The 26,141-nt window shown below is 72.7% G+C and carries 26 protein-coding genes and 3 pseudogenes; 14 read left to right on the forward strand and 15 right to left on the reverse strand.

Translation table 11 applies throughout. From position 1 onward, the window contains the following. The first annotated feature begins 12 nt into the window (after positions 1-12). From AC5WRL_RS07005 to AC5WRL_RS07020, 4 genes are read left to right on the forward strand one after another with little or no spacing between them, the layout of a single operon-like run. A complete protein-coding gene (locus AC5WRL_RS07005) occupies positions 13-576 on the forward strand; it encodes a chorismate--pyruvate lyase family protein (RefSeq protein WP_496087426.1) in 564 nt (187 codons plus the stop codon). Then, on the forward strand, positions 576-1,706 hold the full coding sequence (locus AC5WRL_RS07010; RefSeq protein WP_496087427.1) for an FAD-dependent monooxygenase: 1,131 nt from the start codon (positions 576-578) through the stop codon (positions 1,704-1,706). Before AC5WRL_RS07005 ends, AC5WRL_RS07010 begins: the two co-directional genes overlap by 1 nt. Continuing rightward, positions 1,703-2,665, forward strand: a complete 963-nt coding sequence (locus AC5WRL_RS07015; protein WP_496087428.1) for a UbiA family prenyltransferase — start codon at positions 1,703-1,705, stop codon at positions 2,663-2,665. The genes AC5WRL_RS07010 and AC5WRL_RS07015 overlap by 4 nt, the downstream gene beginning before the upstream one ends. Further along, positions 2,662-3,390 carry a class I SAM-dependent methyltransferase gene (locus AC5WRL_RS07020; RefSeq protein ID WP_496087429.1) on the forward strand — a complete coding sequence of 243 codons (729 nt, stop codon included), beginning with the start codon at positions 2,662-2,664 and terminating at the stop codon, positions 3,388-3,390. The genes AC5WRL_RS07015 and AC5WRL_RS07020 overlap by 4 nt, the downstream gene beginning before the upstream one ends. Positions 3,391-3,406: 16 nt before the next feature. Here the strand turns inward: AC5WRL_RS07020 and AC5WRL_RS07025 are convergent, their stop codons facing one another. The 3 genes from AC5WRL_RS07025 to AC5WRL_RS07035 are packed head-to-tail and all read right to left on the reverse strand — an operon-like array spanning position 3,407 to position 6,305. Continuing rightward, positions 3,407-4,423 carry a polyprenyl synthetase family protein gene (locus tag AC5WRL_RS07025; RefSeq protein ID WP_496087430.1) on the reverse strand — a complete coding sequence of 339 codons (1,017 nt, stop codon included), beginning with the start codon at positions 4,421-4,423 and terminating at the stop codon, positions 3,407-3,409. Between the two features lie 8 nt (positions 4,424-4,431). Then, complete coding sequence (locus AC5WRL_RS07030; RefSeq protein WP_496087431.1) at positions 4,432-5,757, reverse strand: acyltransferase family protein; 1,326 nt, start codon at positions 5,755-5,757, stop codon at positions 4,432-4,434. Then, a complete protein-coding gene (locus AC5WRL_RS07035) occupies positions 5,754-6,305 on the reverse strand; it encodes an NADPH-dependent F420 reductase (protein WP_496087432.1) in 552 nt (183 codons plus the stop codon). Before AC5WRL_RS07035 ends, AC5WRL_RS07030 begins: the two co-directional genes overlap by 4 nt. Before the next feature lie 275 nt (positions 6,306-6,580). On the opposite strand from AC5WRL_RS07035, the gene AC5WRL_RS07040 reads away from it, so the two are divergent. Next, positions 6,581-7,663, forward strand: coding sequence for a DNA polymerase III subunit beta family protein (locus AC5WRL_RS07040; protein WP_496087433.1), 1,083 nt, complete (start codon positions 6,581-6,583; stop codon positions 7,661-7,663). Positions 7,664-7,696: 33 nt separating this feature from the next. Here AC5WRL_RS07040 and AC5WRL_RS07045 read toward each other — a convergent pair whose 3' ends face one another. Continuing rightward, positions 7,697-9,052 carry an aminotransferase-like domain-containing protein gene (locus tag AC5WRL_RS07045; protein WP_496087434.1) on the reverse strand — a complete coding sequence of 452 codons (1,356 nt, stop codon included), beginning with the start codon at positions 9,050-9,052 and terminating at the stop codon, positions 7,697-7,699. Between the two features lie 95 nt (positions 9,053-9,147). Between AC5WRL_RS07045 and AC5WRL_RS07050 the strand changes: the two genes are divergently transcribed. From AC5WRL_RS07050 to AC5WRL_RS07075, 6 genes and pseudogenes are all read left to right on the forward strand, one after another. Further along, complete coding sequence (locus tag AC5WRL_RS07050) at positions 9,148-9,954, forward strand: alpha/beta fold hydrolase (protein ID WP_496087435.1); 807 nt, start codon at positions 9,148-9,150, stop codon at positions 9,952-9,954. A 128-nt stretch (positions 9,955-10,082) separates the two neighbouring features. Continuing rightward, positions 10,083-10,172 (forward strand): potassium-transporting ATPase subunit F, encoded by a 90-nt coding sequence (locus AC5WRL_RS07055; protein WP_496087436.1) that lies wholly within the window; start codon positions 10,083-10,085, stop codon positions 10,170-10,172. Beyond that, a complete protein-coding gene (gene kdpA, locus AC5WRL_RS07060) occupies positions 10,172-11,833 on the forward strand; it encodes a potassium-transporting ATPase subunit KdpA (RefSeq protein WP_496087437.1) in 1,662 nt (553 codons plus the stop codon). The genes AC5WRL_RS07055 and kdpA overlap by 1 nt, the downstream gene beginning before the upstream one ends. Next, the gene (gene kdpB, locus AC5WRL_RS07065; protein WP_496087438.1) at positions 11,830-13,896 is read left to right on the forward strand and encodes a potassium-transporting ATPase subunit KdpB; all 2,067 of its coding nucleotides are present in this window, start codon (positions 11,830-11,832) and stop codon (positions 13,894-13,896) included. Before kdpA ends, kdpB begins: the two co-directional genes overlap by 4 nt. An 11-nt stretch (positions 13,897-13,907) precedes the next feature. Then, complete coding sequence (kdpC, locus tag AC5WRL_RS07070) at positions 13,908-14,489, forward strand: potassium-transporting ATPase subunit KdpC (RefSeq protein ID WP_496087540.1); 582 nt, start codon at positions 13,908-13,910, stop codon at positions 14,487-14,489. Between the two features lie 7 nt (positions 14,490-14,496). Beyond that, positions 14,497-15,594: pseudogene (locus AC5WRL_RS07075) on the forward strand (universal stress protein); the annotation flags it as partial. Between the two features lie 9 nt (positions 15,595-15,603). Here the strand turns inward: AC5WRL_RS07075 and AC5WRL_RS07080 are convergent. From AC5WRL_RS07080 to AC5WRL_RS07105, 6 genes and pseudogenes are all read right to left on the reverse strand, one after another. Beyond that, a pseudogene (locus AC5WRL_RS07080) lies at positions 15,604-15,840 on the reverse strand (PaaI family thioesterase); the annotation flags it as partial. Between the two features lie 30 nt (positions 15,841-15,870). Further along, positions 15,871-16,134, reverse strand: coding sequence for a hypothetical protein (locus AC5WRL_RS07085; protein ID WP_496087548.1), 264 nt, complete (start codon positions 16,132-16,134; stop codon positions 15,871-15,873). Between the two features lie 56 nt (positions 16,135-16,190). Continuing rightward, positions 16,191-16,436, reverse strand: a pseudogene (locus tag AC5WRL_RS07090) (ATP-binding protein); the annotation flags it as partial. 318 nt (positions 16,437-16,754) lie between these two features. After that, complete coding sequence (locus AC5WRL_RS07095) at positions 16,755-16,931, reverse strand: hypothetical protein (protein WP_496087439.1); 177 nt, start codon at positions 16,929-16,931, stop codon at positions 16,755-16,757. A gap of 231 nt (positions 16,932-17,162) precedes the next feature. Beyond that, complete coding sequence (locus AC5WRL_RS07100) at positions 17,163-18,398, reverse strand: cation:proton antiporter (protein WP_496087440.1); 1,236 nt, start codon at positions 18,396-18,398, stop codon at positions 17,163-17,165. Positions 18,399-18,404: 6 nt separating this feature from the next. After that, entirely contained in the window at positions 18,405-18,884 is a 480-nt protein-coding gene (locus AC5WRL_RS07105; protein ID WP_496087441.1) for a cation:proton antiporter regulatory subunit, read from the reverse strand. Positions 18,885-19,005: 121 nt separating this feature from the next. On the opposite strand from AC5WRL_RS07105, the gene AC5WRL_RS07110 reads away from it, so the two are divergent. The 3 genes from AC5WRL_RS07110 to AC5WRL_RS07120 all read left to right on the forward strand — a co-directional run bounded on the left by AC5WRL_RS07110 (position 19,006) and on the right by AC5WRL_RS07120 (position 22,097). Further along, the gene (locus tag AC5WRL_RS07110; RefSeq protein WP_496087442.1) at positions 19,006-19,659 is read left to right on the forward strand and encodes a helix-turn-helix domain-containing protein; all 654 of its coding nucleotides are present in this window, start codon (positions 19,006-19,008) and stop codon (positions 19,657-19,659) included. Then, complete coding sequence (locus AC5WRL_RS07115) at positions 19,656-21,014, forward strand: MFS transporter (RefSeq protein WP_496087443.1); 1,359 nt, start codon at positions 19,656-19,658, stop codon at positions 21,012-21,014. The genes AC5WRL_RS07110 and AC5WRL_RS07115 overlap by 4 nt, the downstream gene beginning before the upstream one ends. Positions 21,015-21,143: 129 nt before the next feature. Further along, the gene (locus AC5WRL_RS07120) at positions 21,144-22,097 is read left to right on the forward strand and encodes a C45 family autoproteolytic acyltransferase/hydrolase (RefSeq protein ID WP_496087444.1); all 954 of its coding nucleotides are present in this window, start codon (positions 21,144-21,146) and stop codon (positions 22,095-22,097) included. Here the strand turns inward: AC5WRL_RS07120 and AC5WRL_RS07125 are convergent. The 5 genes from AC5WRL_RS07125 to AC5WRL_RS07145 all read right to left on the reverse strand — a co-directional run bounded on the left by AC5WRL_RS07125 (position 22,084) and on the right by AC5WRL_RS07145 (position 26,103). Next, entirely contained in the window at positions 22,084-22,869 is a 786-nt protein-coding gene (locus AC5WRL_RS07125; RefSeq protein WP_496087445.1) for an ABC transporter permease, read from the reverse strand. The two genes, AC5WRL_RS07120 and AC5WRL_RS07125, sit on opposite strands and share 14 nt — an antisense overlap. Beyond that, positions 22,866-23,822: an ATP-binding cassette domain-containing protein gene (locus AC5WRL_RS07130; protein ID WP_496087446.1), complete on the reverse strand. Its 957-nt coding sequence runs from the start codon at positions 23,820-23,822 to the stop codon at positions 22,866-22,868. Before AC5WRL_RS07130 ends, AC5WRL_RS07125 begins: the two co-directional genes overlap by 4 nt. Position 23,823: 1 nt before the next feature. After that, positions 23,824-24,693: a DUF4097 family beta strand repeat-containing protein gene (locus AC5WRL_RS07135; RefSeq protein WP_496087447.1), complete on the reverse strand. Its 870-nt coding sequence runs from the start codon at positions 24,691-24,693 to the stop codon at positions 23,824-23,826. A gap of 44 nt (positions 24,694-24,737) precedes the next feature. Continuing rightward, the gene (locus AC5WRL_RS07140; RefSeq protein ID WP_496087448.1) at positions 24,738-25,262 is read right to left on the reverse strand and encodes a toxin-antitoxin system HicB family antitoxin; all 525 of its coding nucleotides are present in this window, start codon (positions 25,260-25,262) and stop codon (positions 24,738-24,740) included. A 166-nt stretch (positions 25,263-25,428) separates the two neighbouring features. After that, on the reverse strand, positions 25,429-26,103 hold the full coding sequence (locus tag AC5WRL_RS07145; RefSeq protein WP_496087449.1) for a class II aldolase/adducin family protein: 675 nt from the start codon (positions 26,101-26,103) through the stop codon (positions 25,429-25,431). Positions 26,104-26,141: the final 38 nt, after the last annotated feature.

The following is a 26,141-nucleotide window of genomic DNA, read 5'->3' on the forward strand; positions in this document are numbered from 1 at the left end:
AGGAGGATGCCGGTGTGCTCGTTGGGGGAGGCGGCCTTCGACACGGAGGTCTTCGAGAGCGCGGGCGAAGGACCGGCGCCGGTACGGGAGCGGATCGCCGGGTTCGCCTCACCGCTGACCCGGATGCTGCTCGGCAGCGAGGGCCTGACCACCACGGCGCTGTGGGCACTGACCGGCCGCGCGCCACGGGTACGGCTGCTGCGGGCCGACACGCTGCCCGCCGCCGGTGCCGGGCGGGCGGTGCCCGGGCTGCTGGCGGTGGCGGGCGGGCAGCCGGTACTGATCCGGCACTCGGCGCTCACCGGCCACGACGGCCGCTGGCTGTCCGTCAACCAGGTGATCGCCCGCGATGATCTGCTGCCAGGCATCGCACCGGCGCTGCGGGACGCCCACCGCCCGCTCGGCGCCGCCCTGCACGCCGCCGGCACCGGCCACCGGCGCACCGTCCTGGACGCCGGCCGCCGCCCCTGGCCCAGCGGCGAACCCGCCTGCTACAAGACCTATCTGCTGTGGCACGGCGAGCACCCCCTGGTGCTGATCCACGAACTCTTCCACCCCGCCCTGGTGTCCCCCTGATGCGCCGGCTGCGTACCCAGGTGGGCATCATCGGCGCCGGCCCGGCCGGCCTGGTCCTCGCCAATGTGCTGGCCCGGGCCGGCATCGACTGCCAGGTCGTCGAACGCCACCCCCGCTCCCGCGTCGAGGCCCGCTCCCGGGCCGGCCTGCTGGAGGAACGCACCGTCGGCTACCTCCGTACCCACGGCCTCGCCGACCGGCTGCTGGCCGAGGGCACCCGGCACGGCTGGTGCGAATTCCAGTGCCGGGGCCAGCGGCTGCGCATGGACTACGCGGCGCTCGCCGGCGGCGCCCAGCACTGGGGATATCCCCAGCAGTTCCTGGTCCGCGACCTGATCGCCGCCCTGGAGGCGGAGGGCCGGCCGCCCTGGTTCGCCACCCCGGCCCGCGCCGTCGAGCAGTTGCGCCGCATCCGGTGCGACCGCCTGGAGATCGACTGCGACTACGTCATCGGCTGCGACGGCGGACACGGCGTCAGCCGGATCGCGCTCCACCCCGTACTGCGCCGCGATCTGACCCGGCGCTACCCGTACGACTGGCTGGCGGTCCTCGCCGACGTCGACCGGCCCGCCCACGGCGTGCTGTACGCGCTGCACGAGCGCGGGTTCGCCGGGATGATGCCGCGCACCGCCACCGTCAGCCGCTTCTACCTCCAGTGCGCCGCCGGCGACACCGCCGCCGACTGGCCCGGGCAGCGCGTCCGCGAGGAGCTGGCCCGGCGGCTGGGCGACGCGCTCCCGGCGCTCGGCGCGCTGCACGAGCGGCGGGTGCTGCGCATGCGCAGCCGCATCACCCGGCCGCTCCAGCACGGCCCGCTGTTCCTGGCCGGGGACGCCGCGCACGTACTGACGCCGTCCGGGGCCAAGGGCATGAACCTCGCCATCGCCGACGCCGCCGACCTCGCCCACGCGCTGCTGCACGGCGGGCTCGCCGGATACGGGCAGCGCCGGCTGGCGGCGGCGCGGAGCGCCCAGGACTTCTCCGAACGGCTGCTGCGGCTGCTGCACCGGCCACCGGGCGAGGCGCTGGAGGAGTTGCGGCGGCTGACCCGGCCGGGCCCCCAGGCGGTGGCGTTCGCCCGGGAGTTCGTGGGTCCCGGACCCCTGACCGACAGAGAGTGGAGGGCATGATGGCGATCCCCGTACCGGCCGCCCGGCTGCGTGACCGGGTACGTGACCGGGCGCGGGCCCTGTACGGCTTCTCGCGCGGTACCCAGGCGTCGCTGTCCGTCGCACAGCCGCTGATCGGCGCGCTCGTCGTGACGCACGACCCGCCGCTGGGCCGGCTGGCCGTCGCCCTGGTCGCCGCCTTCGCCGGGTACTTCGCGCTGTTCGCGGCGAACGACCTGCTGGACCACCGCCTCGACCGGCGGCGCTTCGCCCATCTGCGCTCCCACCGGGGCTTCGACATCGACAGCGCCGGCGTACGGCACCCGCTGGCCCAGGGCCACCTGAGCTTCCCGGCCGGCGTCACCTGGGTGGTGGCGCTCGGCGGGCTCGCGCTGGTACTGGCCGCCTGGCTGCACTGGGTGTGCGCGGTGCTGTTCGTGACGGCCGCGCTGCTCCAGGTGGTGTACTGCGCGCTGGCCACCGTCACCCCGCACAAGTTCTGGCTGACCGGCGCGGGCGTGGGGCTGGCGGCGTGCGCGGGCTGGTTCGCGCTGGCGACGCCGGGCCCGGGCGGCACCGACTGGCCGCGACTGCTGCTGTTCTTCTGCTGGATGGCCGCCTGGGAGATCGGCGGACGCAACCTCGTCAACGACTGGGCCGACGTCGAGGAGGACGCCCACCTGGGGGTGCGCACCGTGCCCGTCGTGTACGGCCCGCGGGTCACCGGCCGGCTGGTCTTCGCGTTCCTGGTGTTCACCTTCGCCGCCGGGGTGGCCCTCATGATCGCTGGCTGGTCCTCGTTCCGGGCCATCGGCGTGGTCGGCACGGCGCTGGCCGGCGGCTGGGCGCTGCTCGTGCCGGGACTGGCGCTGCGCCGCGATCCGCGCCCCGCGACGGCGCTGGCCGTCTTCAACCGGGCCAGCCTGTACCCGGTGCTGGTGCTCGTGGTGCTGCTGCTCGCCTCGGCGCGGACCGAATGACGCCCGCCATGCCGCGCGGCGGCCCCGGCGCCTCCCGGCTGGACCGGTGGTACGAGACCGATGAGCCCGAGTACCTCGACCGCGCCGACACCCCGCGCCAGGCGGCCCGGGTACGGCGCGCCCTGCACCGTACGCAGCGGCTGACCGGCGGCTACCACCGGTACGCGGGCTGGACACTGGCCGAGACCGGCGGCGTGCCGTACCCCCGGGTGCTGGAGCTGGGCGCCGGCACCGGCGGCCTGTCCCGGCGGCTGCTGCGCCGGCACCCGGGGGCGCGGGTGACGGTGAGCGATGTCGAACCGGGCGCGGTGGCCGCGCTGCGGGCCGGGCCGCTGGGCGCCGATCCCAGGGCGACGGTGCGGCGGCTGAACGCCACGGCGCTGGACCTGCCGGACGGCGCCTTCGAGGTGGCGGTGTTCGCGGCGAGCCTGCACCATCTGCCGCCGGAGGGGGTACGTGCCGTACTGCGGGAGGGCACCCGGGTGGCGGGCAGGCTGCTGCTGATCGACGTGTGGCGCAGCCCGTGGCTGTGTGTGCCGGCGGTGCCCCTGATGTTTCTCACCGGCGGGCTCACCCATGTGCACGACGGTCTGATCAGCCTCCGCAAGGCGTATGCCCCGGCTGCCCTGCGCGAACTGGCGGCTTCGGCGGGCCCCGAGCCGATCCGCCTGACCACCCGCTTCGCCGCCCCGGGCCTGCTGCTGGCAACGGCCCGCCGGGGCTGAGAACCCCGGCGGGCCGTCAGTGGTCGCGGGTGAGGGTCCAGTCGGCCAGCGCCATCAGGCGGTCGCGGTGGGGGGAGGGCTGGAAGCCGCCGGTCAGGGCGTACTTGGCGGCGGTGGTGTAGGCGCGGGCCAGTTCGCGGGTACGGGCGACGGCGTCGGTGCGGTGCAGCACGGGGGCGGCGCGGGCCAGCAGCGCGGCGTCCGGGAGGGCCCCGGCGTCCGCGTCGGCGAGCAGGCCACTCAGCGTGGCCCGGTCGTCGGCCCCCGCGTACTGCCAGGCGAGCAGCAGCGGCATCGCGGCGCGGCGGTTGCGCAGATCGCTGGCGGCCGGTTTGCCGGCCGCCGCCTCGCCGGTGGTCCACGGCAGCAGATCGTCCCGCAACTGGAAGGCGATGCCCAGCGCGTGCCCGTACGCGTTCGCCGCCGTCACATGCGGCTCGGCGCCGCCGCCCAGTACCACGCCGAGCCGCCCGGCCAGCGCCAGCAGGGCGCCGGTCTTCTCGCCGGCCATCCGCAGGTAGTCGCCCGGTGGCAGCTCCCAGCTGCCACTGTGCGCGAGTTCGCGCAGCACGCCCCGGGAGATCTCCTCGCCGGCCCCGGCGACCATGCCGCACGCCCGTACCACCGCCTCGGCCGGCACCCCGGCCCGTACGCAGCCGGTGAGCGCGCTGAACGCCGTGAAGAACAGGGCGTCGCCCGTCACCAGCGCCCGGTCGGTGCCGAACGCCCGGTGCAGGGCGGGCTGTCCGCGCCGGGTGTCGTCGCCGTCGATGATGTCGTCGTGCACGAGTGAGGCGGCGTGCAGCACCTCCACCGCCTCGGCGGCGCCCAGCAGCCGGGCGGCGGGGGTTCCGGTGGCGGCGCCGAACTCCAGCAGCACCAGCGGGCGCAGCAGTTTGCCGCCGGAGAGCACGGCGTGCTGGTTCATCCGGTCGAGTTCGTCGCCGGTGGCGCGGTGGCCGAAGCGCTGCTCCAGCGCGGCCCGTACCTGAGTGGTGGCGGTTGTGCCCATGGTCGTTGTCCCCGTGGTCATGACGTCAGTCAACGCGGCGGCCCGGCGTCGGGCACCGGGCGGACACCCGAATGCCCGGCAGGGCCACCCTTCCGTGGCGCGGCGGAGGCCGCCAGCAGCAGGGCGACCCCGACCGCGAAGCACAGCAGCGGCAGCGCGGGCAGCCGGCCGTGCGGGGCGAAGCCGTGGATGGCGATCCGGGCCAGGCCGAAGGAGGCGGCGGCCAGGCCCACCGCGAGCAGCAGCCACGGCCCGGTGGTCCACACCCGCCGGGCGGGGTAGGCGGGCAGGTGCGGCAGCCGGGCCATGGCCAGCACCAGGGGGATGAGCAGGGCGGCGCAGATCAGTACCCAGGCGGGACGCAGCAGCCACCAGCCGCCGGAGCCGACCGGTTCGTAGGGGAAGAGGCCGGCCGGGTAGATGATGGCCGCGACGGCCATGGCGGGGGCCATGTGCCACAGGTAGAGCGGCATGGCGGCGGCGTTGGCCGCGGTGACCCGGCGCGGGTGGCGCATCCGGCGGCGGACGGCGGGCTCGGCGGCGAGCAGCAGTCCGATGAGGACGACGGCGTAGGCGAACAGGGCGGCGGACGGCGGTGAGGCGTTCTGGATGCGGGCGCCGGGTACGCCGATGGTGCTGACCGGGAACGGGCCGGGGATGACCAGCACCACCCACAGCACGGCCCCGGCGGCAGCGCCCCACAGCAGCAGGGGGCGGGTGAGGGCGCCGTCCCACCAGGCGAAGCCGAGGAGGTACAGGCCGCCCCACACCCACAGGTAGTTGGACCATCCGACGATCGGGACGTGGGGACCGAGAACGAAGATGTCCACCACCCCGGTGAGCACCGCGAACGCCAGCGGCAGCCACAGCCCCCAGCGGCGCCACAACGCCATGAGCGGCGGGGTGAGCGCGAGCAGCAGCAGATACATCGGCAGGAACCACAGATGCAGGGCGAGCGCCCAGAACACCTCGTCCCGTACCGAGGCCGCCACCCCGGCGGCCACGCAGACGACCACGGCGAGCACGATGACCGCCACGTACACGGTGGTGGGGATCAGCAGCCGCCGCGCCCGGTCCGCGAGCCAGCCGCCCCACGCCTCGCCGCGGGCGTGGTGTCCGGACCAGGAGACGGCGTTGGCGTAGCCGCCGGCGAGGAAGATGAGCGGCATCACCTGGAAGAAGAGGGTGAGCCACTGGGTCCACGGGAGGGTGTCCACGACGTCCTCGCCGTGCAGGTGGCCGCCGTGGTAGCTGATGGAGGTGAGCAGCCAGTGGCCGACGACGACGAAGCCGACGGCCGTGATGCGCAGCAGATCGACGTACGGGTTGCGGCCCGGCGGCGCCGCGGTGTTCACAGCGTGCCGGGGCGGCCCATCCGGTAGTAGTAAGGGCCGAGGCCGCCTTCCGCGACCGCGAAGATCAGCGGGAGGGCGTTCTCCTGGACCGGCGCCCGGTCCAGGCCGCCGATCCGGATCGGCTCGTAGCCGGCGTCGCGGATGAGCCGCTCGACGGTGGCGCGGGCCTCGTCGTCGCCGCACCAGATGTTGCCGGGGCGGGCGGATTCGGCGTCGAGCCGGTCGTAGAGGGCGGCGAAGTTGAGATTGAACGACTTGGCGGTGGGGCCGCCGGTGCGGGACTTGATGTAAGCGGCGTTCGAGTCGAACCCGGACGGCGGATCGACGTCGAAGAGGTTGGTGGCGTCGATGGCGGTCTTGCCCTCGAAGCCGGTCACGGTGTCGAGGGCGGCCGGCACCGAGTCTCCGGGCACGGCGATGACGATGGCCTCGGCGCCGGACACGTCCCCGCCGTCCCGCCCCAGCCGGGCCACCTCGTGCCCGGCCCGCTCCCACCGGTCGGCGAGCCCTCCCCCCACACTCCCCCGCCCGATCACTGCCAGTCTCATCCGGCTGTCCTGCCTTTCGCTTCGACCCACTCGCCCGGCACCCACTCACTCGGCACCCACTCACTCGTCGCCGCCATCCTGGGCGACGGGTGAGCGCCCGGCGGGGAGCCGGACCGCCAGCGTGTCGGGGTGCCGCGAGGACCGTGTCAGCGGGCGAATCGCCCGGCGCGGTGCCGGCCGGTGTCCGGTGTCCGGTGTCCGGTGTACGAGCCGGCCGGCCGGCTGTTGACCCTCGACCTGGTGGAGGGCCCAGAGTTCTGGGTGTGGAGAGCGAGATGCGCAGTATCGGTGAGATGGCCCGGGACAGCGGGCTGAGTGTGAGCGCCCTGCGGTTCTACGACGGCGCCGGCCTGCTGGTCCCGGCCTGGGTGGATCCGGTGAGCGGCTACCGCTGGTACGGCACCGAGCAGCTTGCGGAGTCCCGGTTGCTGGCCCGGCTGCGCCGGGCGGGGATGCCGCTGGCGGACATCCGGCTGGTGCTGGCCGGCTGGTCCAGTGCGGACACCGGCCTGGTGCGGAAGCTGCTTCAGGCACATCTGCGCCGGCTGGAACGGGGGCTGTCCGATGCCCGTGCCGAGTTCTCCACACTCCGAGCCCTACTCGAACGCAGGGAGAATCCCATGACGACGCTCCGCACCGCCACCATCCGGCTGACCGTCTCCGCACCCGAACTGGCCGCCGCGTTGGACGCGGTCCGCTTCGCCGCCAGTACCGACCCGGAGCTGCCGGTGCTCGGCGGGGTCCTGTTCGACATCGAGGGTGAGGCGATCCATGTCGTGGCCACCGACCGGTACCGGATGGCTGTCGCGCGAGCGGCTGCCACCGGGCACGGCGGACCCCGGGCGCAGGTCATCGTGCCGTCCCCGCTCGCCGACGCGATGCGGGCGCTGTTGAGCGACGACGCGGGTGTCCGGCTCACGGTGGACGGTGACCGCGTTGCCCTGGAGACGGGGGACCGCCAGGCGGCCGGCCGGTGCCTCGATCACGACTTCCCCGATTACCGCCGCCTCGTCCGTTTGCCTGCGGGGCGCCGCGCCGTCATCGATGTCGCGGCCTTCCGGGAGGCGGTGGAAGCCGGCCCGGTCCGTACCGGCGAGGCGGGTGGGCCGGAGGGTGTTTCGTGTGAGGTCAGCGTGCTCAAGGTGACGGCGGACGGCATGGTGACCGTCTGCGACGACGGTGATGACGACCGGGACCACGTCGCCGTCAACCGCGAGTTCCTGCTGCATGCCCTCGCCGCCGGAGCCCGGGACCGGCTGGTCCTGGAGTTCGGCAACCCTACGGCGCCGCTGGCGATCCGCCGGACCGACACCGAGGACACCTTTTCGATACTGATGCCGGTTCGTCTGGAGAACTGACCACGTGCGACCCGCCGCCGCCCGCGCGGCCCCTCATTCCAGTTCCCTCGCCTCCTCCGGGCGGGAGCGGGCCAGCTCGGCCAGCGTGGTCAGGGCTTGTGCCAGAACGTCGTGGGGTGGGGTGGCCAGGGCGATGCGGATGGCGTGCGGGGCGTGGGCGGGGGTGGTGGTGAACGCGGCGGCCGGGGCGAGGGCGATGCCCCGGCGCGCGGCGGCGGCCAGGAAGGTGTCGGCGCGCCAGGGGGCGGGCAGTTCCCACCACATGTGGTCGGAGCGTTCGTCGGCCCGGACGGTGAAACCGGCCAGCCGTTCCCGCGCGATGCGCTGCCGCAGTGTCGCCTCCGCCCGTTTCGCGGCGGCGATGCGGGCGGCCGTGCCGTCGGCCAGCCAGCGGGTGGCGGCGGCCAGCGCGTAGGGGGCGGCGGTCCAGGCCCCGGACCGTACGGCGGTGGCGATCCGTTCGGTGAGCGCGGGCGGGGTGAAGGCGAAGCCGACCGTGAGCCCGGCCGAGATCCGTTTGGACAGGCTCTCCACCAGCACCGTGCGCTCGGGCGCCAGCATCGCCAGCGGCGGCACCTCCTCGCGCAGGAAGGAGAACACCGCGTCCTCGATGACCGGCAGGTCCAGCTCCCGTACGGTCTCGGCGATCTCCGCGCGCCGGTGCGGCGGCATGGTGACGGTGAGCGGGTTGTGGAGGGTGGGCTGGAGGTAGACGGCGCGCAGCGGGGTGCGCTGGTGGGCGGCGCGCAGGGCGTCGGGGCGTACCCCGTCGTCGTCCATGTCCAGGGGTACCAGGGTGACGCCGAGCCGGGCGGCGATTCCGGCGGCGGGCGGGTAGGTGAAGCGCTCGACGCCCAGGCGCTCGCCGGGCGGCACCAGTGCGGAGATGGTGGCGGCGATGGCCTGCCGGGCGCCGGCGGTGAACAGCAGGTGCGCCGGGTCGGGGGCCCAGCCGGCCCGGGCCAGCCCGGTGGTGGCGGCGGCCCGCGCCTCGGGGGTGCCGCGCGCGCCGACCTGCCGCAGGGCGGCGGTGAGCACGTCCGCGCGCAGCATGCCGCTGAGCCCGCGGGCGAGCAGGACGGCGTGTTCGGGGGAGGCGCCCGGCCGGTTCATGCCGAGGTCGATGCGGCCGGTGTCGGGGTCGGCGGGTTCGGAGAGCCAGGGCCCGGCGGAGGGCGCGGGGGTGGCGCGTACGAAGGTGCCGCGGCCGACCTCGCCGACGGTCAGCCCGCGCCGGGCCAGTTCGGTGTAGACGCGGGCGGCGGTGGAGGGGGCGATGGTGTGCCGGCGGGCGAACTGCCGCTGTGGCGGCAGCCGGTCGCCGGGCCGCAGCCGTCCTTCGGCGATGTCGGCGGCGATCCGGTCGGCGATCAGCCGGTAGTCCTCCATACGCACCCCACATTGCACTGAGTTCAATGGCCGTTATTGCACTCGGATATTGCTCCGGATAGCCTCGATCCGTCAAGGCGGAACGGGAGGACTTCATGCGCACCACGGCATACGAGGACCAAGGCACCGGCGCGCCGCTGCTGCTGGTGCACGGCCATCCCTTCAACCGCACCATGTGGCGCCCGCAGACCGAGCACTTCGCCGCCGCCGGCCACCGGGTGATCGTCCCGGACCTGCGCGGCTACGGCGACACCCCGCCGGCCGGTGACCACACCACCCTGGACGTGTTCGCCCGCGATCTGGCCGCCCTCCTGGACCGGCTCGGCATCGAGCGCTGCACGGTCGGCGGCCTGTCCATGGGCGGCCAGATCGCCCTGGAGTTCTACCGGCTGTTCCCCGAGCGGGTCGCCGCCCTGGTGATCGCCGCCGGCAGCCCGCGCGCCGACACCGAGCCCGCCCGGCAGCTGCGCCGTACCACCGCCGACCGGCTGCTGCGCGAGGGCATGACCGGGTACGCGGACGAGACCCTGCCGAAGATGGTGTGCCGCGACACCCTCCAGACCCGGCCCGACGTCAACCGCCATGTGCTGGCCATGATGGACACCACCGACCCGGCCGGCGCGGCGGCGGCCCTGCGCGGGCGCGCCGAACGCCCCGACTACGTGGCCCTGCTGCCCCGCATCACCGTGCCCACCCTGATCGTGGTCGGCCGGCACGACGAGTTCACCCCGGTCGCCGAGGCCGAGCTGATGCACCGCCACATCCCCGGCTCCCGGCTGACGGTCATCGAGGCCGCCGGGCATCTGCCCAACCTGGAACAGGAGTCGGCGTTCAACACCGCCCTGGCCGGTTTCCTGGCCGATCACAGCCCGCTGGCCCGATCGGGTGGTTCCCCCGGCTGACCCGGCGCGCGCCCCGCGCACCACCGGCACGCTGTGCAGACTTCGCTGATGGCAGACGTGGCCTTTGTCGCGCTGGTGGTCGGCTTCTTCGCGCTGCTGGTGCTGATCGTGAAGGGGGTGGACCGCCGGTGAGCTGGGAGAACATCCTCGGCCTCGGCGCGTCCGGCGGTCTGCTGCTCTATCTGCTGTGGGTGCTGGTCTTCCCGGAGCGGTTCTGATGAACGACGCCGCCGCCGGCCTGCTCACCATCGCCGCGCTGGTGGCCCTGCTCGCCCTCGCCCACATCCCGCTCGGCAACTACCTGGCGCGCGTCTACACCAGCGACCGCCACCTGGGTGTGGAGCGGCTGCTGTACCGGATCGCCCGCGTCGACGCGCGCGCCGACCAGCGGTGGACGGCGTACGCGCTCTCGCTGCTCGCCTTCTCCACCGTCTCGGTCCTCTTCCTGTACGCCTTCCTGCGGCTTCAGGGCGTCCTGCCGATGTCGCAGGGCCACCACGCCGTACACCCCGCCGGCGCCTTCAACACCGCCGTCGCCTTCGTCACCAACACCGACTGGCAGTGGTACGCGGGCGAGTCGGCGCTCGGGCAGCTGGCCCAGATGGCCGGCCTGGCGGTGCAGAACTTCCTGTCGGCGGCCGTCGGGCTGGCGGTGGCGGTGGCGCTGATCCGGGGCTTCACCCGGTCCCGTACCGACCGGCTCGGCAACTTCTGGGTGGATCTGGTGCGCGGCACGGTGCGGGTGCTGCTGCCGCTGGCCGCGCTCGCCGCGATCGTCATGGTGGCCTGCGGGGTGGTGCAGAACTTCCACGGGGTGCGGGAGATCACCACGCTCGGCGGCGGCGGCCAGTCGCTGACCGGCGGCCCAGTCGCCTCCCAGGAGGCCATCAAGGTACTGGGGAGCAACGGCGGCGGCTACTACGGCGCCAACTCGGCGCACCCGTACGAGAACCCCAATCCGTTCAGCAACTTCTTCCAGATCTTTCTGCTGCTGCTGATCCCCTCCGCCCTGCCCCGTACCTTCGGCCGGATGACCGGCTCGCCCCGGCACGGCTGGGCGGTGCTGGCCGCGATGACCGTGCTGTGGGCGATCGGGCTCGCGGCGGTCACCACGGCCGAGGCCACGCATCGCGGCGATGTGCCGCAGGCGGTGGGCGCGGCGACGGAGGGCAAGGAGTGGCGGTTCGGGGTGTGGGACTCGGCCCTGTACGCCAACGCCGCGACCAGCACCTCGGGCGGCTCGAACAACGCCGCGTACGAGAGCTTCACCGCCCTGGGCGGCGGGATGCTGCTGCTGAACATCCTGCTCGGCGAGGTCACGCCGGGCGGGGTGGGGTCCGGACTGTACGGGATGCTGGTGCTGGCGATGCTGGCGGTGTTCCTGGCCGGGCTGATGGTGGGACGCACCCCGGAGTATCTGGGGAAGAAGCTGCGGCAGCGGGAGATCACGCTGCTGGCGCTGTATGTGCTGGCCATGCCGCTCGCCGTCCTGATGGGGGCGGCCTTCGCGCTCGGCTTCCCGCAGCCGCGCGCCACGATCCTGGCCGGGCCGCCGCACGGGCTGAGCGAGGTGGTGTACGCGTACGCCTCGACCGGCAACAGCAACGGCAGCGCGTTCGCCGGGCTCGGGGCCGACACCACCTTCTACAACACCACGCTGGGGCTGGCGATGCTGATGGGGCGGTTCGTTCCGATGGTGCTGGTGCTGGCGCTGGCGGGCTCGCTGGCCGGGCAGCAGCACACCCCGGCCGGCAAGGGCACGCTGCCCACCGACACCCCGCTGTTCACCGGGCTGCTGGTGAGCGTGGTCGTGGTGGTGGCCGGTCTGACGTTCTTTCCGATGCTGGCGCTCGGCCCGCTGGCGGAGGGCCTGCGATGAAAGGCCCCAGCGGCAAGGCACCCACCGGGGCGTTCAACCCGCGTCAGCTGCTGACCTCCTTCCCCGCGGCGCTGCGCAAACTGCGTCCGCGCCACATGATCCGTACCCCGGTGATGTTCGTGGTGTGGATCGGGTCGATCCTCACCACGGTGCTGGCCATCGCCTCCCCCGGTGTCTTCGCCATCGCGGTGGCGGCTTGGCTGTGGGTCACGGTGCTGTTCGCCAATCTGGCGGAGGCCGTGGCCGAGGGCCGGGGCCGGGCACAGGCGGCGGCGCTGCGACAGGCGAAACGGGAGACGGTGGCCCGGCGGCTCATCCCGGACGGCGAGGGCCGGGAGGAGGAAGTCCCCGGCGTGCAGCTGCGGGTGGGCGACCGGGTGGTGGTGGAGGCCGGGCAGACCGTCCCGGGCGACGGGGAGGTGGTCGAGGGCATCGCGAGCGTCGACGAATCCGCCATCACCGGCGAATCGGCGCCGGTCATCCGCGAATCGGGCGGCGACCGCTCGGCCGCCACCGGTGGCACCCAGGTACTCTCCGACCGGATCGTGGTCCAGATCACCGCCAAGCCGGGCGAGACCTTTCTGGACCGGATGATCTCCCTGGTGGAGGGCGCGTCCCGGCAGAAGACCCCCAATGAGATCGCGCTGTCCATCCTGCTCGCCGGACTGACCATCATCTTTCTGCTGGCGGTCACCGCCCTCCAGCCGGCCGCCGCCTACTCCGGGCGCGAGCAGACCGTGATCGTGCTGGTCGCGCTGCTGGTGTGCCTCATCCCGACCACCATCGGCGCCCTGCTGTCCGCCATCGGCATCGCCGGCATGGACCGGCTGGTCCAGCACAACGTGCTCGCCGTCTCCGGGCGGGCGGTGGAGGCCGCCGGGGACGTCAACACCCTGCTGCTCGACAAGACCGGCACCATCACCCTGGGAAACCGGCAGGCCACCGAGTTCGTCCCGGTGCCCCGCGTCTCCGAGGGCGACCTCGCCGACGCCGCCCAACTGGCCTCGCTGGCCGACGAGACCCCCGAAGGCCGCTCCATCGTGGTGCTGGCCAAGGAGCGGCACGGGCTGCGCGCCCGCGAAGAGGGCCAGGTCACCGGGGCGAACTTCGTACCCTTCTCCGCCACCACCCGGATGTCGGGCGTGGACCTCGACGACGGCCGCATGGTCCGCAAGGGCGCGGCGACCGCCGTCATCAAGTGGGTGAAGGAGAACGGCGGCACCTCCATCAACGAGGTCGGCCCGCTGGTCGACGCCATCAGCGCCGGCGGCGGCACCCCGCTGGTCGTCGCCGAACGGCCCGGGCCGAACGCCCCCGCCCGGGTGCTGGGCGTGATCCGGCTCAAGGACGTCATCAAGGCGGGCATCAGGAAACGCTTCGCCGAACTGCGCCGGATGGGCATCCGCACCGTGATGATCACCGGCGACAACCCGGCCACCGCCCAGGCCATCGCCCACGAGGCGGGCGTCGACCACTTTCTCGCGGAAGCCACCCCCGAGGACAAGATGGCGCTGATCCGCGAGGAACAGTCGGGCGGGCGGCTGGTGGCGATGACCGGCGACGGGACGAACGACGCACCGGCGCTCGCCCAGGCGGATGTCGGCGTGGCCATGAACGCGGGCACCAACGCCGCCAAGGAAGCCGGCAACATGGTGGACCTCGACTCCAACCCCACCAAACTCATCGAGATCGTGGAGATCGGCAAGCAGCTCCTCATCACGCGCGGCGCCCTGACCACGTTCTCCATCGCCAACGACGTGGCGAAGTACTTCGCGATCATCCCGGCGATGTTCACCGGCCTCTACCCCGGGCTGCACCACCTCAACGTGATGCGACTGCACTCCCCCGAGTCGGCGATCCTGTCGGCCGTCATCTTCAACGCGCTGATCATCGTGGCCCTGATCCCGCTGGCCCTGCGCGGCGTCGCCTACCGCCCGGCGGGCGCCTCCAGGCTGCTGCGCCGCAATCTGGGGCTGTACGGGGTGGGCGGCCTGATCACCCCGTTCATCGGCATCAAGCTGATCGACCTGCTGATCTCGCACATCCCTGGCCTGGGAGGCTGAGCGACATGCCTATGCTGCTGCCGGTGCTGCGCCAAGCGGCGGCGGGGCTGCGCGTCCTGCTGCTGCTGACGGTGCTGTGCGGCCTGGCGTACCCCCTGGTGATCTGGGCGATCGCCCAGACCGCCTTCCACGACGAGGCGAACGGGTCGCTCGTGCACGACCGGGGCCGGGTCGTCGGGTCGTCCCTGATCGGCCAGGACTTCACCGGACCGCTGTGGTTCCACCCGCGCCCCGGCGGGTACGACCCGCTGGCCACCGGCGGCAGCAACCTCGGGCCGAACAGCGCGCCGCTGCTGGCGGAGGTGCGGCTGCGGCGGGCGGCGGTGGCGCGTACCGAGGGCGTACCGGCGGGGGAGGTGCCCGCGGACCCGCTGACCGGCTCGGGCAGCGGCCTCGACCCGCACATCTCACCGCAGTACGCGCGCCAGCAGGTGGTCCGGGTGGCGCGGGCGCACGGGCTGTCCGAGCAGCGGGTACGGGAGCTGGTGGACGCGCACGTACAGGGTCGCGCCCTGGGCTTCCTGGGCGCCGAGCGGGTCAACGTGCTGCGGCTGAATCTGGCCCTGACCCGGCTGGCCGGATCGGCCGGGTGAGCGGCCGATGTCCTCCCGCGGCCAACTGCGCGTCTATCTGGGGGCGGCCCCCGGGGTGGGCAAGACGTACGACATGCTGGCGGACGGCCGGCGGCGGGCGTCGCTGGGCGGGGATGTGGTCATCGGCTTCATGGAGGACCACGGCCGGGAGGCCACCCGGAAGATGGCGGAGGGTCTGGAGGCCGTACCGCGCCGGGAGATGACGCACCGGGGCGTGCGGTTCACCGAGCTGGATGTGGACGCGCTGCTGGAGCGTCACCCCGAGGTGGCGCTGGTCGACGAACTCGCCCACACCAATGTGCCGGGCAGCCGGAACGAGAAGCGCTGGCAGGACATCGAGGAACTGCTGCGGGCCGGGATCCACGTGGCCTCGACCGTCAATATCCAGCATCTGGAATCGCTCAACGAGGTGGTGGAGCGGATCACGGGGGTGACGCAGCGCGAGACCGTCCCGGACCGGGTGGTGCGCAAGGCCGACCAGATCGAGCTGGTCGATCTCTCCGCCCAGGCCCTGCGGCGCCGCATGGAGTACGGCGACATCTACCCCCGGCAGAAGGTGACCGACGCGCTGACCCACTACTTCCGGGAAGGCAATCTGACGGCGCTGCGCGAACTGGCGCTGTTGTGGGTGGCGGACCGGGTGGAGGAGGCGCTGGAACGGTACCGGGGAGAGCAGGGCATCCGTACCCCGTGGGCGACCAGGGAACGGGTGGTGGTGGCGCTGTCCGGCGGGCCGGAGGGCACCACGCTGATCCGGCGCGGCAACCGCATCGCGGCGCGCGGCGCGGGCGGCGAACTGCTGGCGATCCATGTGCGGCGCGACGACGGACTGCGGGAGGCGCCGAGTGGGACGGTGGCCAGGCAGCGCACGCTGGTGGAGCAGCTGGGCGGCACCTTCGAGCTGGTGACGAGTGACGATGTGGCGGAGGCGGTGCTGGAGTTCGCGCGCGGGGCGAACGCCACCCAGATCGTGATCGGCGCCAGCCGGCGCGGCCGGATGAAGTCGCTGCTGGCCGGCAAGGGGGTGGGCACCTCGATCGTGGAGGGCTCGGGCGAGTACATCGACGTGTATGTGGTCACCCACGAGGAGGCGGCGCACGGCAGGCTGTGAGGCTCGGCCGGCCCGGATCAGGGTCTGCTGGCCGTTCGCGACCAGCTTCCGGCGCTCGCCCCGGACGCCGAACACCTCCAGCTGGCAGACGGTGAGGGTGCGGCCGAGTTTCAGCACCGTACCGACCGCCTCCAGATAGTCGCCCACGGCGGGCGCAAGGAGGTTGGTCTTGTACTCGACGGTGAGCACCTCGGTGTCCTCGGGGAACCGGGTCAGGGCCGCGTAGCCGCCGGCGGTGTCCCCCCGCCACCCTCGTCATGCAACACGTGGTCACCGACCGCCCCCTCCCCGGGTGACGGGCCCCGGCCCTTCGCTCTCCCCGTTCAGCGGCAGCACGGTGACGCGGGTCGGGTAAAGCCAGCAGGTGCAGGTGTAGGTGGCCCCCGGCGAGCGGATCGGCGGGGGTGTCATCCCCCGGTCCGCCGCCACGTGCAGCCCGGCGAGGAAGGCGAGCACCACCAGCACCCCCACCACACCCCCCAGCGGCAACAACGCCGGTGCGGTCGCCCCTCCCCCCTCCGCAGCTCGAACCACACACTCTTCCCCTCGGGTTCGGAAACCCCGTGCCAGGTCACCCCCCAGGCGACGGCCGGCATGTCCAACAGGGCCAGCCCCCGCCCGTGTTCATCCTCGGCACCGACCGCCCGCAGCGCGGGAAACGGCCGGGTGGAAGAGTCCCGCACCCGGATCAGCACCCGGTCCGTCCGCACGGTGGTCCGCACGGCGAGCCGGGACACGCGAGTGTGCTGAAACACGTTGGTGGCCGACTCGGAGACCAACAGCTGTGCGGTATCGATCAGTTCGCGATGCCCGGTGTGCTCCAGCAAGCACGCCACATGCCGCCGCGCGAGGCGCGGCGTGGTGGTCGTGTCCTATCGCTCACCCGATGGCCACTCGTACACCTGGGACATGCTGACCGGCTCCTGACCCAGGTGATTGGCCCTCGGTCTGTTCTTCGGCTCCACAGAGACCGGCGTCCCAGCAGAGATCGGCGAGATGCCGGGCAAGGGCCTGCCGGGCCTGCTGAGCGCTGGACGACGGGGAGAGCACCATGGCAGCGTGGTTGTCAGGCGGGCCGGTACTCCGGGTGGGGAAGGGCGCCTTCCCCGCACGGAACCGGCCTCCTCATCGTCGGGGCCGCGTTCGCTTCTGACTCAGGTGCGCCACTGCTGGTGGTGGCCGCCGCCGTAGCAGTGGGCGCAGGGGGCCAGGGTGGCGCGGTCGAAGAGGCCGCTGTGCAGATAGCGGTAGGCCAGGCCCGTCGAGCCGTCGCAGCCCGGGGTGCGGCAGGGGTCGGCCGTGGTGAGGGCGAAGCCGCCGTCCGGTGCCACGATGGCCACCTGTGCGCAGCGCAGACACGGGAAGCAGTAGGTGCCTTCCCTGCTGTGGACGGCGGAAATTCCCTGGGGATCGTTGCAGCCGGGACACTCCACAGCCGAAGGCTAGGTTGTCCCGGCTGCGGGCTCCGGGCCGTCCGTGCGCCGCACCCGTTGCCCGGTGGCGCTGCGCTGGACGGACGGCCGGCAGCTCGTACGTCCTGGCGGGGGGTGACCCCGCGCGGGTCAGGAGGTGGCGCCCTGGGGGTCGGTGGGTTCCAGGGCGGGGCCGGTGCCGCGTTTGGCTCCCGCCGTGGCGCGGCGGTTGTCGCGCCATTCCAGGACCTTCATGCCGACGGGCTGGGCCCAGCGGGTGGCGAACGGGCCCACGATGACGAGGATGAGCACGTAGGCGGTGGCGATCGGCGCGATGCGGGGTTCGACGCCGCTGGCCAGGCCCGCGATGACGATGGAGAACTCACCCCGGGCCACCAGCGCACCACCTGCCCGCAGCCGGCCGCGTGGTCCGATGCCGGCCCGCTTGGCCGCGTACCAGCCGGTCGCGATCTTGGTGACGGTGGTGACGACGGCGAGCAGCAGCGCCGGCACCAGGACCGGCGGGATGTCGCCGGGCACGGTGGACAGGCCGAAGAAGACGAAGAAGACGGCCGCGAACAGGTCGCGCAGCGGGGTGAACAGCTGGCGGGTGTTGTGGGCGACCTCGCCGGAGAGCGCGATGCCGACGAGGAACGCGCCGACCGCGGCGGAGACCTTCAGCTGCTGGGCGAAGCCGGCCACCAGCAGGGTCAGTCCGAGGACCACGAGCAGCAGCATCTCGGGGTTGTCGGAGGAGACCGCCTTGGAGATGAACCGGCCGTGCCGCAGCGCGACGTACAGCGCGGTGGCGGCGGTGCCGAGGGCGATCAGCAGGGTGAGGCTGCCGCCGGCCAGCCCGACGCCGGCCAGCATGGCGGTGAGCAGCGGGAGGTAGGCGGCCATCGTGAGGTCCTCGATGACGAGGATGCCCAGGATGACGGGGGTCTCGCGGTTGCCGAGCCGGCCGAGGTCGGTGAGGACCTTGGCGATGACGCCGGAGGAGGAGATGTAGGTGACGCCGGCCAGGGCGGTGGCGCCGACCGGGCCCCAGCCGAGCAGCAGTCCGGCGACCGCGCCGGGGGTGGCGTTGAGGACGAAGTCGACGATGCCCGAGGGGTATTGGGTTTTGAGGCTGTCGACGAGTTCGGAGGGGCTGTACTCCAGGCCGAGCATCAGCAGGAGCAGGATGACGCCGATCTCGGCGCCGATCTCGATGAAGCCCTCGGTGGTGGTGAGCGGGAGCAGTCCGCCCGAGCCGAAGGCGAGCCCGCCGATGAGGTAGAGCGGGATGGGGGAGAGGCCGAGGCGGCCGGCCAGGCGTCCGACGATGCCGAGGCCGAACACGACGGCGCCCAGCTCGATCAGCATGGTGGTGGTTTCGTGCATACGCGTTTATCCCCCAGCGATGATGTCGGCGAGGTCGGAGACACCCTCGCGGGTGCCCACGACCAGCAGCGTGTCACCTGCCTCAAGTCGGTAGTCGGGACCGGGAGATGGGTGGGCTCCGGTCCTGCGCAGCACGGCGACTATGGAGGCGCCGGTGCGGGTGCGTGCTTTGGTGTCGCCCAGCGGACGGCCACGGTAGGGCGAGTCGGAGCCGATCGCGATGCGTTCGGTGATCAGGTCCAGGCCGATCTCGCCGGGGGCGAAGGAGGGGCTGGTGCTGTCCGGTGCGATGAGGGAGGCCAGCTTGGCGGCTTCCTCGGCGTCCAGAGGCACGGTGCACTGGCAGGAGTCGGGGTCCTCGGGGTCGTAGAACCCCAGGAAGCGCCGGCCGCTGTCGTGGGCGACGACGGAGATGTGCCGGCCGTCCCGGGTGCTGATGTCGTACTGAACGCCCACGCCCGGCAGCGGGGTTCGTTTGGTGCCCATGGGTTTGTGGGGTCCTCACTCAGCGGCAGTGGTCGGTGCCGAGGATAGCGGCGAAAAATGCAAAGAACTCTTTGGAAAGAAGTCATTGCAAAGGTCTCTTTGCGGTTCTAGAGTGGGCCGCATGACCGATCCGCAGCCACCCCACACCCCCGGCCACGACCGCGATGTCGTCGTCCTCGACGCCAAGGGGCTGCGCGCCCTCGCCCACCCCGTGCGGGTGGAACTGCTGGGCATGCTGCGGCGGCACGGGCCCTCCACCGCGACGCTGCTGGCCGGCCGGCTCGGGCTCACCTCCGGAGCCACCAGCTACCATCTGCGGCAGCTCGCCGCCGCCGGTTTTGTCGAGGAGGACACGGAGCGCGGAAACGCCCGGGAACGCTGGTGGCGCTCGGTTCACCGGATGACCTCCTTCGGCGATCGGGCCCTGCGCGACCAGGAGCCGGACGCCACCCTCGCCTTCCTCCAGTCGGTGGCCGTCGCCCACGCGCAGGCCACCCGCCGCACCCTCAACGAGCTGGTCACCATGCCGCGCGAATGGCGCGAGACGCTCGGGCTCGGCGACCGGCTGCTGAGGCTCACCCCGCAGGAAGCCCGGCAGCTGCGCAACGAGCTGGACGAGGTCGTCGCCCGCTACCGCCCGGCGTCCGCCACGGGCCCGGACGAGGCGCCGGAGAGTGCCGAACGGGTCCAAGTGGTGCTGCATGTTTTGCCCGACCTTGAGGGATCTTTTGACTCGGACGGGCCTGAGCTTGACCAGAACGAGGGGAAACGATGACGGCCGCCGAGCCCGCCGAACCCACCGTCGAACATGCCGAGCGACGTACGCTGCGCCCGCTCGCCGGGGTGCTCGCCGCGATCGCCGTCTCCCAGACCGGCACCAAGATCTCCACCATCGCGCTGCCCTGGTTCGTGCTCACCACCACCGGCAGCGCGGTGCAGACCGGACTGGTCGCACTGTGCGAGATGGCGCCCTATGTGGTGCTCAAGGGCCTGTCCGGTCCCGTCATCGACCGGATCGGCCCGCGCCGGGTCTCCTGGACCACGGACCTGGCCTCCGCCGTGCCCGCGCTGCTCATCCCCCTGCTGTACGCCGCCGGGGCGCTCTCCTTCCCCGTGCTGCTCGGCCTGGTGGCCCTGATCGGCGCCGGCCGCGGCCCCGGTGACCTGGCGAAAATGGTGCTCGTGCCGGAAGCCGCCGACCGCTGCCGGGTCCCCCTGGAGCGGGCGACGGGCCTGTCCGGCACCACCGAACGGCTCGCCTCCACCATCGGCCCCGGCCTGGCCGGGCTGCTGGTGGCCTTCCTCGGCTCGATGGGCGCGCTCTTCGTGATCGCCGGCTGCTTCGCACTGGGCTCACTGATCATCGCCGCCTCCCTGCCGAACGGCATGGGCCAACCGGCCCCGGCCACCCCCCACCAGGAGGGCGACCACGGCTACTGGTCCCGGTTCGCACAGGGTTACGCCGTGCTGCGCCGCGACCCGATGCTGCTCTCGCTCGCCCTGATGGTGGCCGTCACCAATCTGCTGGACGCGGCCTTCATGTCGGTGCTGCTGCCGGTGTGGGTGAAGGACGCCGGCCACGGCCCGGAGATCGTGGGGCTGCTCGGCACCGCCGCCGGTATCACCTCCATGGCAGGCAGCCTGGTCGCGGCGGCCATCGCACACCGCATGCCCCGGCGGATCGTGTTCTTCGTCGGCTTTCTCATCGCGGGTGCCCCGCGCTTCCTCATCCTGGCGGCCGGGGCACCCCTGTGGGCCGTGGTGACGGTCTTCGCCATCGGCGGTCTCGGCGGCGGCTTCCTCAACCCGATCATCAGCGCCCTCGTCATCGAACGGATCCCCCGCACCCATCTGGGCCGGGTCCAGGGCCTGATCGGCTCCCTCGCCTGGTCCGGCATCCCCTTCGGCGGACTGATCGCCGGTGCCGCCATCGGCGCCATCGGACTGGCCCCCGCCCTCGCGACCGGCGGCCTGCTGTACGCCATCACCACCTCCCTCACCGGACTGCGCCCCGAATGGCGCGACATGGACCGGGCCCGACGGGCCGCCCGCAGCGCCCCGGCCGGTCCCTCCCCCGACGCCCCCTCCCGTGCCCCGGCGGAACATCCACGGTCCGCCGCACCACGGTAGGGGGAAGAACCCGCCCGGCCCGGCCCTGTGGTGTGAAGTCCCCCCGCCGGCCGGGCGGGTTCGCCCACGATCGGATCCGGGGGTTTCCCCTATGGAGAATTCCCGGCGGAATTCACTAGGTTGCGGCTCATGACGACCGTCGAGAAGACCTTCACCACCATGGACATCGGCTCCGGCAACGACGGCCGCTGGGCCGCCCTGATACGGGAGAACTACCCTCCCGCCGTAGCGGCGAACTGGCTGACGGACGAGGGCCGCACCCCTGAGGGCGCCCACACCGCCCGGCAGTTGTTCGAGCATCAACTGCCCGAACTCGTACCGGTCCTGGACCGGCTGGCGGCCCAGCTGCCGGATGTCCCGCACGCCGCGACACTCCTCACCCACGCCGCACTCCGCCCGTTCTGGGCCGGCTGCACCCAGATCGGCACCGCCGGCGAGCTGCTGCGCAACTACGACTTCGACCCCGACGAGGTCGAGGGCACCATCGTCCGCTCACACTTCCTGCGCCCCGTCATCGGCACCCAGGAGGGCGGCTGGGGCCTGCTGGACGGCCTGAACGACGCCGGTCTGGCCGTCTCCCTCACCTTCGGCGGGCGTTTCGTCACCGGCCGGGGCATCTCGGCGGTGCTGGTGACCCGCTATCTGCTGGAGACCTGTACGACCGTGGCCCAAGCCCTGGACCGACTGCGGACCCTCCCGATCTCCACGCCGCAGAACCTCACCCTGGTGGACCCGCACCGCTCCGTCACCGTCCATGTCGGCCCGGACATCCCACTCACCGAAGCCCCCGACTCCTGCGCCGCCAACCATCAGGCCGCGCCGATCCCGGAGGAACAGGAGCGGGTCACCCGTTCCCAGGAACGGCTCGCCGCGATCCGTGCCGCCGGCCCCGATGTGGCGGCGATGCTGCGGCCCCCACTGCACGGTGACCTCAGCCGGAAGGGTCTCGCCACCGTGTACACCGCGCACTACCGGCCGGGCGAAGGAACCGTCACCTACCACTGGCCGGGGGCCGACCCCTGGCCGGTGTCCTTCGACGGCTTCACCGAGGAGAGCCGGACGGTACGGCTCAGCGGCGGGTGACGCGCCGGTAGGCGTGGCGGGCCCACAGACAGCCGGCCAGGGTGAGGACCGCGCACCAGGCGAGGGCTATCGGGCCGCTGCTGCCTGTCTCCGTACCCATCAGCAGCCCCCGCAGGGTCTCGATGATCGGGGAGAACGGCTGGTGCTCGGCGAAGAGCCGGAAGCCGTCGGGCATGGAGGCGGTGGGCACGATGGCGCTGCCGATCAGCGGCAGGAATTGCAGCGGCATCGGGATGTTGCTGGCGGTCTCCGGAGTCCTGGCGACCAGGCCGACGGCGGCCGAGATCCAGGTGAGGGCGAGGATCACCAGCGTCAGCAGCCCGGCGGCGGCCAGCCACTCCAGGGGGTTGGCGCTCGGGCGGAAGCCGATGAGCAGGGCGACCACGGTCACGACGGCCACGCTCAGCAGGGTCTGGAGGACGCCCCCGATGACGTGCCCGGTCAGAAAGGCCGAGGGGGATATGGCCATGGTGCGGAAGCGGTTGACGATCCCTTCGGTCATGTCGACGCACACGCTGACGGCGGTGGTCACGGCGCCGGAGGTGGCGGCCATCAAGATGATGCCGGGGGCGACATAGTCGATGTAGGTGCCGCCGCCTATCCCCTCCCCCAGCGCGCCGCCGTACACGTAGTTGAACAGCAGCAGGATCATCAGCGGCATGACAATGACGGAGACGGTCATCGCCGGGTAGCGCTGGGCGTGTTTGAGGTTGCGGCGCAGCATGGTGGTGGAGTCGCGCAGGGCGTGGCCGGCGACAGCGGGCGCGCTCATCGGGCGGGCTCCTTGTGGGTGAGGGCGAGGAACACATCGTCGAGATCGGGGGTGTGCACGGTCAGCGTCTCGGCGCTGACGGCCGCCGCGTCCAGGAGGTCGAGGACGGCACGCAGGGTGGGGATGGAGCCGTCACCGGGGATGTCGAGGGTCAGGGCTTCGCCGTCCCGGGTGATCTGGAGCTCGGTGAACAGGGCTGCGGCGGTGTCGAGTTGGCCGGTGTCGGTGAAGCGCAGCCGGATGTGGCCGCCGGGGATGCGGCGTTTGAGCTCGTCGGAGGTGCCCTCGGCGACGATCCGGCCGCCGTCCAGGACGGCTATCCGGTCGGCGAGCTGGTCGGCCTCCTCCAGATATTGGGTGGTGAGGAAGACGGTGACGCCGTCCTCGTCGACCAGGTGGCGGATGATCTCCCACATGGTGCGGCGGCTGCGCGGATCGAGACCGGTGGTGGGTTCGTCGAGGAAGATGACCCGGGGTTGGCCGAGGAGGGTCATGGCGAGGTCCAGCTTGCGCCGCATGCCGCCGGAGAGGGTGGCCACCGGGGTGCGGGCCGCCTCGGTGAGGTCGAAGCGGTCCAGCAGGGCCGCGCTGCGGCGGCGGCCCTCGGGGCGGTCGAGGTGGTGCAGGTCCGCCATCAGCCGCATGTTCTCCTCGGGGGTGAGGAGTTGGTCGACGGCGGCGAACTGTCCGGTGACGCCGATGGCGCGCCGTACGGCGTCGGGCTCACGGGTGAGGTCGTGCCCGGCGATCCGTACCTGTCCGGAGTCGGCGGTGATCAGGGTGCTGAGGATCTGCACGGTGGTGGTCTTGCCTGCCCCATTGGGGCCGAGGAGCGCGAAGACGCTGCCCTCGGGGATGGTGAGATCGATGCCGTCCAGGACGGTCTTGTCGCCGTAGGACTTGGTGAGCGCGGTCGTGGTGATGGCGGTGCCGACCGTGGTGGCGGTGGCCATGTCAGTGGACCTCTTCCGGGTGGGAGGGGATGGGGGCGCGGCGGATGGTGATGTCGCCGATGCCGGTGTTGGCGCGGATCTCGACGGTGTCGGTGGCATCGCCGGGGCCCTCGGTGGGCTCGGCACCGCTGTGCACATGGCCGACCTGCGCCAGGAGTTCGAGCCAGGCGGCGGTGCCGGGGGCGAGGCCGGCCTCGATGTCTCCGGCGGCGGTCTGGAGGGCGATCTTGCCGCGTCTCACCTGGCCGATGTGGATGGAGCCGTTGGCGGAGCGGGCTTCGACGTCGGAGTGGGCCATGCCGACCGAGACCCGGCCGTTGGAGGATTTGACGCGCAGTGCGCCGGTGATCTCCTCGATGCGGGTCTCGCCGTTGCTGTTCTTGACCGTGGCGTCGCCGGCGAGGTGACCGGCGTCGATGCGGCCGGCGCCGATCAGCTCGGCGTCGCCGGTGGCCCGTTCCAGATGGAGTGCGCCGTGGTCGGTGCGCAGGGTCGCGGTGGTGGCCTCCTCGACCCGGATGTCGCCGAGGGAGGTCTTGAGGCGGCAGGGGCCCAGCGGCCCGGTGCACAGGAAGTCGGCCATGGGTGAGTTGCCCCGGACGGTGGTGCCGGCGGGCACCTCGACGCGGATGTCGAGCGAGCCGTGCTTGGCGAAGGGAGAGCGCTTCTTGGGGCCCTTGATGAGCAGTTCGCCGTCGGTGTGATCCACCCTGGTCTGCTCGGCGGCCCGGACGTCGGCCTCCTGACGGGGGTCGGCGGGGCGTACCTCGACGAGGGTGTCGGTGCGGTCAGCGCCGGCGATGACGCGGGCGGTGCCGACCACGAATTCGAGGGTGAGGGTGAGCGGTTCGGGGGTGTCGAAGACGGGCATGGCCGTTCCTTCCGGAGGGGTGGGGCGGTGGGAGTGGTGGCGGGTCAGCGGACCCAGCCGGTCATGCTCTGCGCACCCGCGCTTCTGTGCCGGGTGGGGGCGGGGGCCGGCCCCTGCTCCAGGGCTGCCGAGACGGCCCGGACCAGCCAGGCGTTGACGGAGAGCCCTTCGCGGGCCGCGGCCTCCTCGGCGCGGGATTTCACATGGGCGGGCAGCCGCAGATTGATGCGGGCGGTGGCGCTCTCGTCGCCTTCGGGGGCGGGCGGCGGCGGGGCGGTGGCCGGGCGGCCCCCCGGTACGAGATAGGGCGCCTCGGCGATGACGGTGGGGGGCGGCAGGACGACGAACTCGGGGTTGAGGCCGCGCAGCCGGACGTCCACCGAGCCGGGGGCGAGCTCGCGGGTGACCTCGCTCATGGCGGCGGACAGCGCCTCCAGCAGGGTGAGGCGGCCGGCCGACTCCAAGGTGGCGGACAGCCGGTCGGCGAGCACCCGGGATTCCTCACCGCCCGCTTCGGCGGCGGTGGACAGTTCGTTGCGGAGCTGGTCGACGTAGGGCGTGAGATCCATGACGCCATAGTGGCACACAGCATGGCACCACGTCGAGCCATTCGGAGCCATTCACTCAATCGTGGGGGCTCGACGCCGGCACGCCACGACGCGAGAGCCCCTGACCGGATCGGCCAGGGGCTCCCAGAATCTCTCCGCGGCTACACTCCGCCGCCACCGCGTGGCGTCACTCCGCCCCACCGTGGTGCCACGCGGTGCCATAGCGCTCCGCCAGCCCCGCCGCCTCCTCGTCCGTCAGCAGCCGGGGGGTGCGGCCGTTCAGCAGAAGCAGCAGATGGGCCGTCTCCTCCAGCTCTATGGCGGCATCCGCCGCCACCGTCATCGTGGCGCCCGCCGTGACCGGACCGTGGTTCTGGAGCAGCGCCGCCCGGAAGGGGAAGTCCAGCTCCCGCAGCCGCACCGCCTGCGCCACATCACCGGGCTCCGCGTACGGCACCAGTGGGGTCTGGCCCACCCGCATCACGAAGTAGGGGGTCAGCGGCGGCACCGCGCTGCGCCGGGACCACGGCGGCAGACACGCGTACGCGGCGGCGTGCGCGCTGTGCAGATGCACCACCGCCGCCGTGGCCGGATCGCGGTGGTAGAGCGCCAGATGCAGCGGGAACTCCTTCGAGGGCCGCGGCCCCTCCAGCAGCGCCCGCTCCAGCGGGGTGTCCACCGGGGCACCCGCGTCCAGTACGGCGAGCCCGTCCGGGTCCAGCGCGTCCAGCCGGGTGCCGGTCGGGGTGATGTAGATCCGGTCGCCGATCCGGACGCTCAGATTGCCCGAGGCGCCCGGGCTCAGCCCGGCGGCGGTGAGCTGTCGCCCGGCCGCGACGAGTTCGTGGCGTGCGTCGCTCATATCCCGCTCCAGCTCCCGTTGTCGGTATCCATGTGTGC

The sequence above is a fragment of the Streptomyces sp. NTD107 genome, from assembly GCF_059510435.1.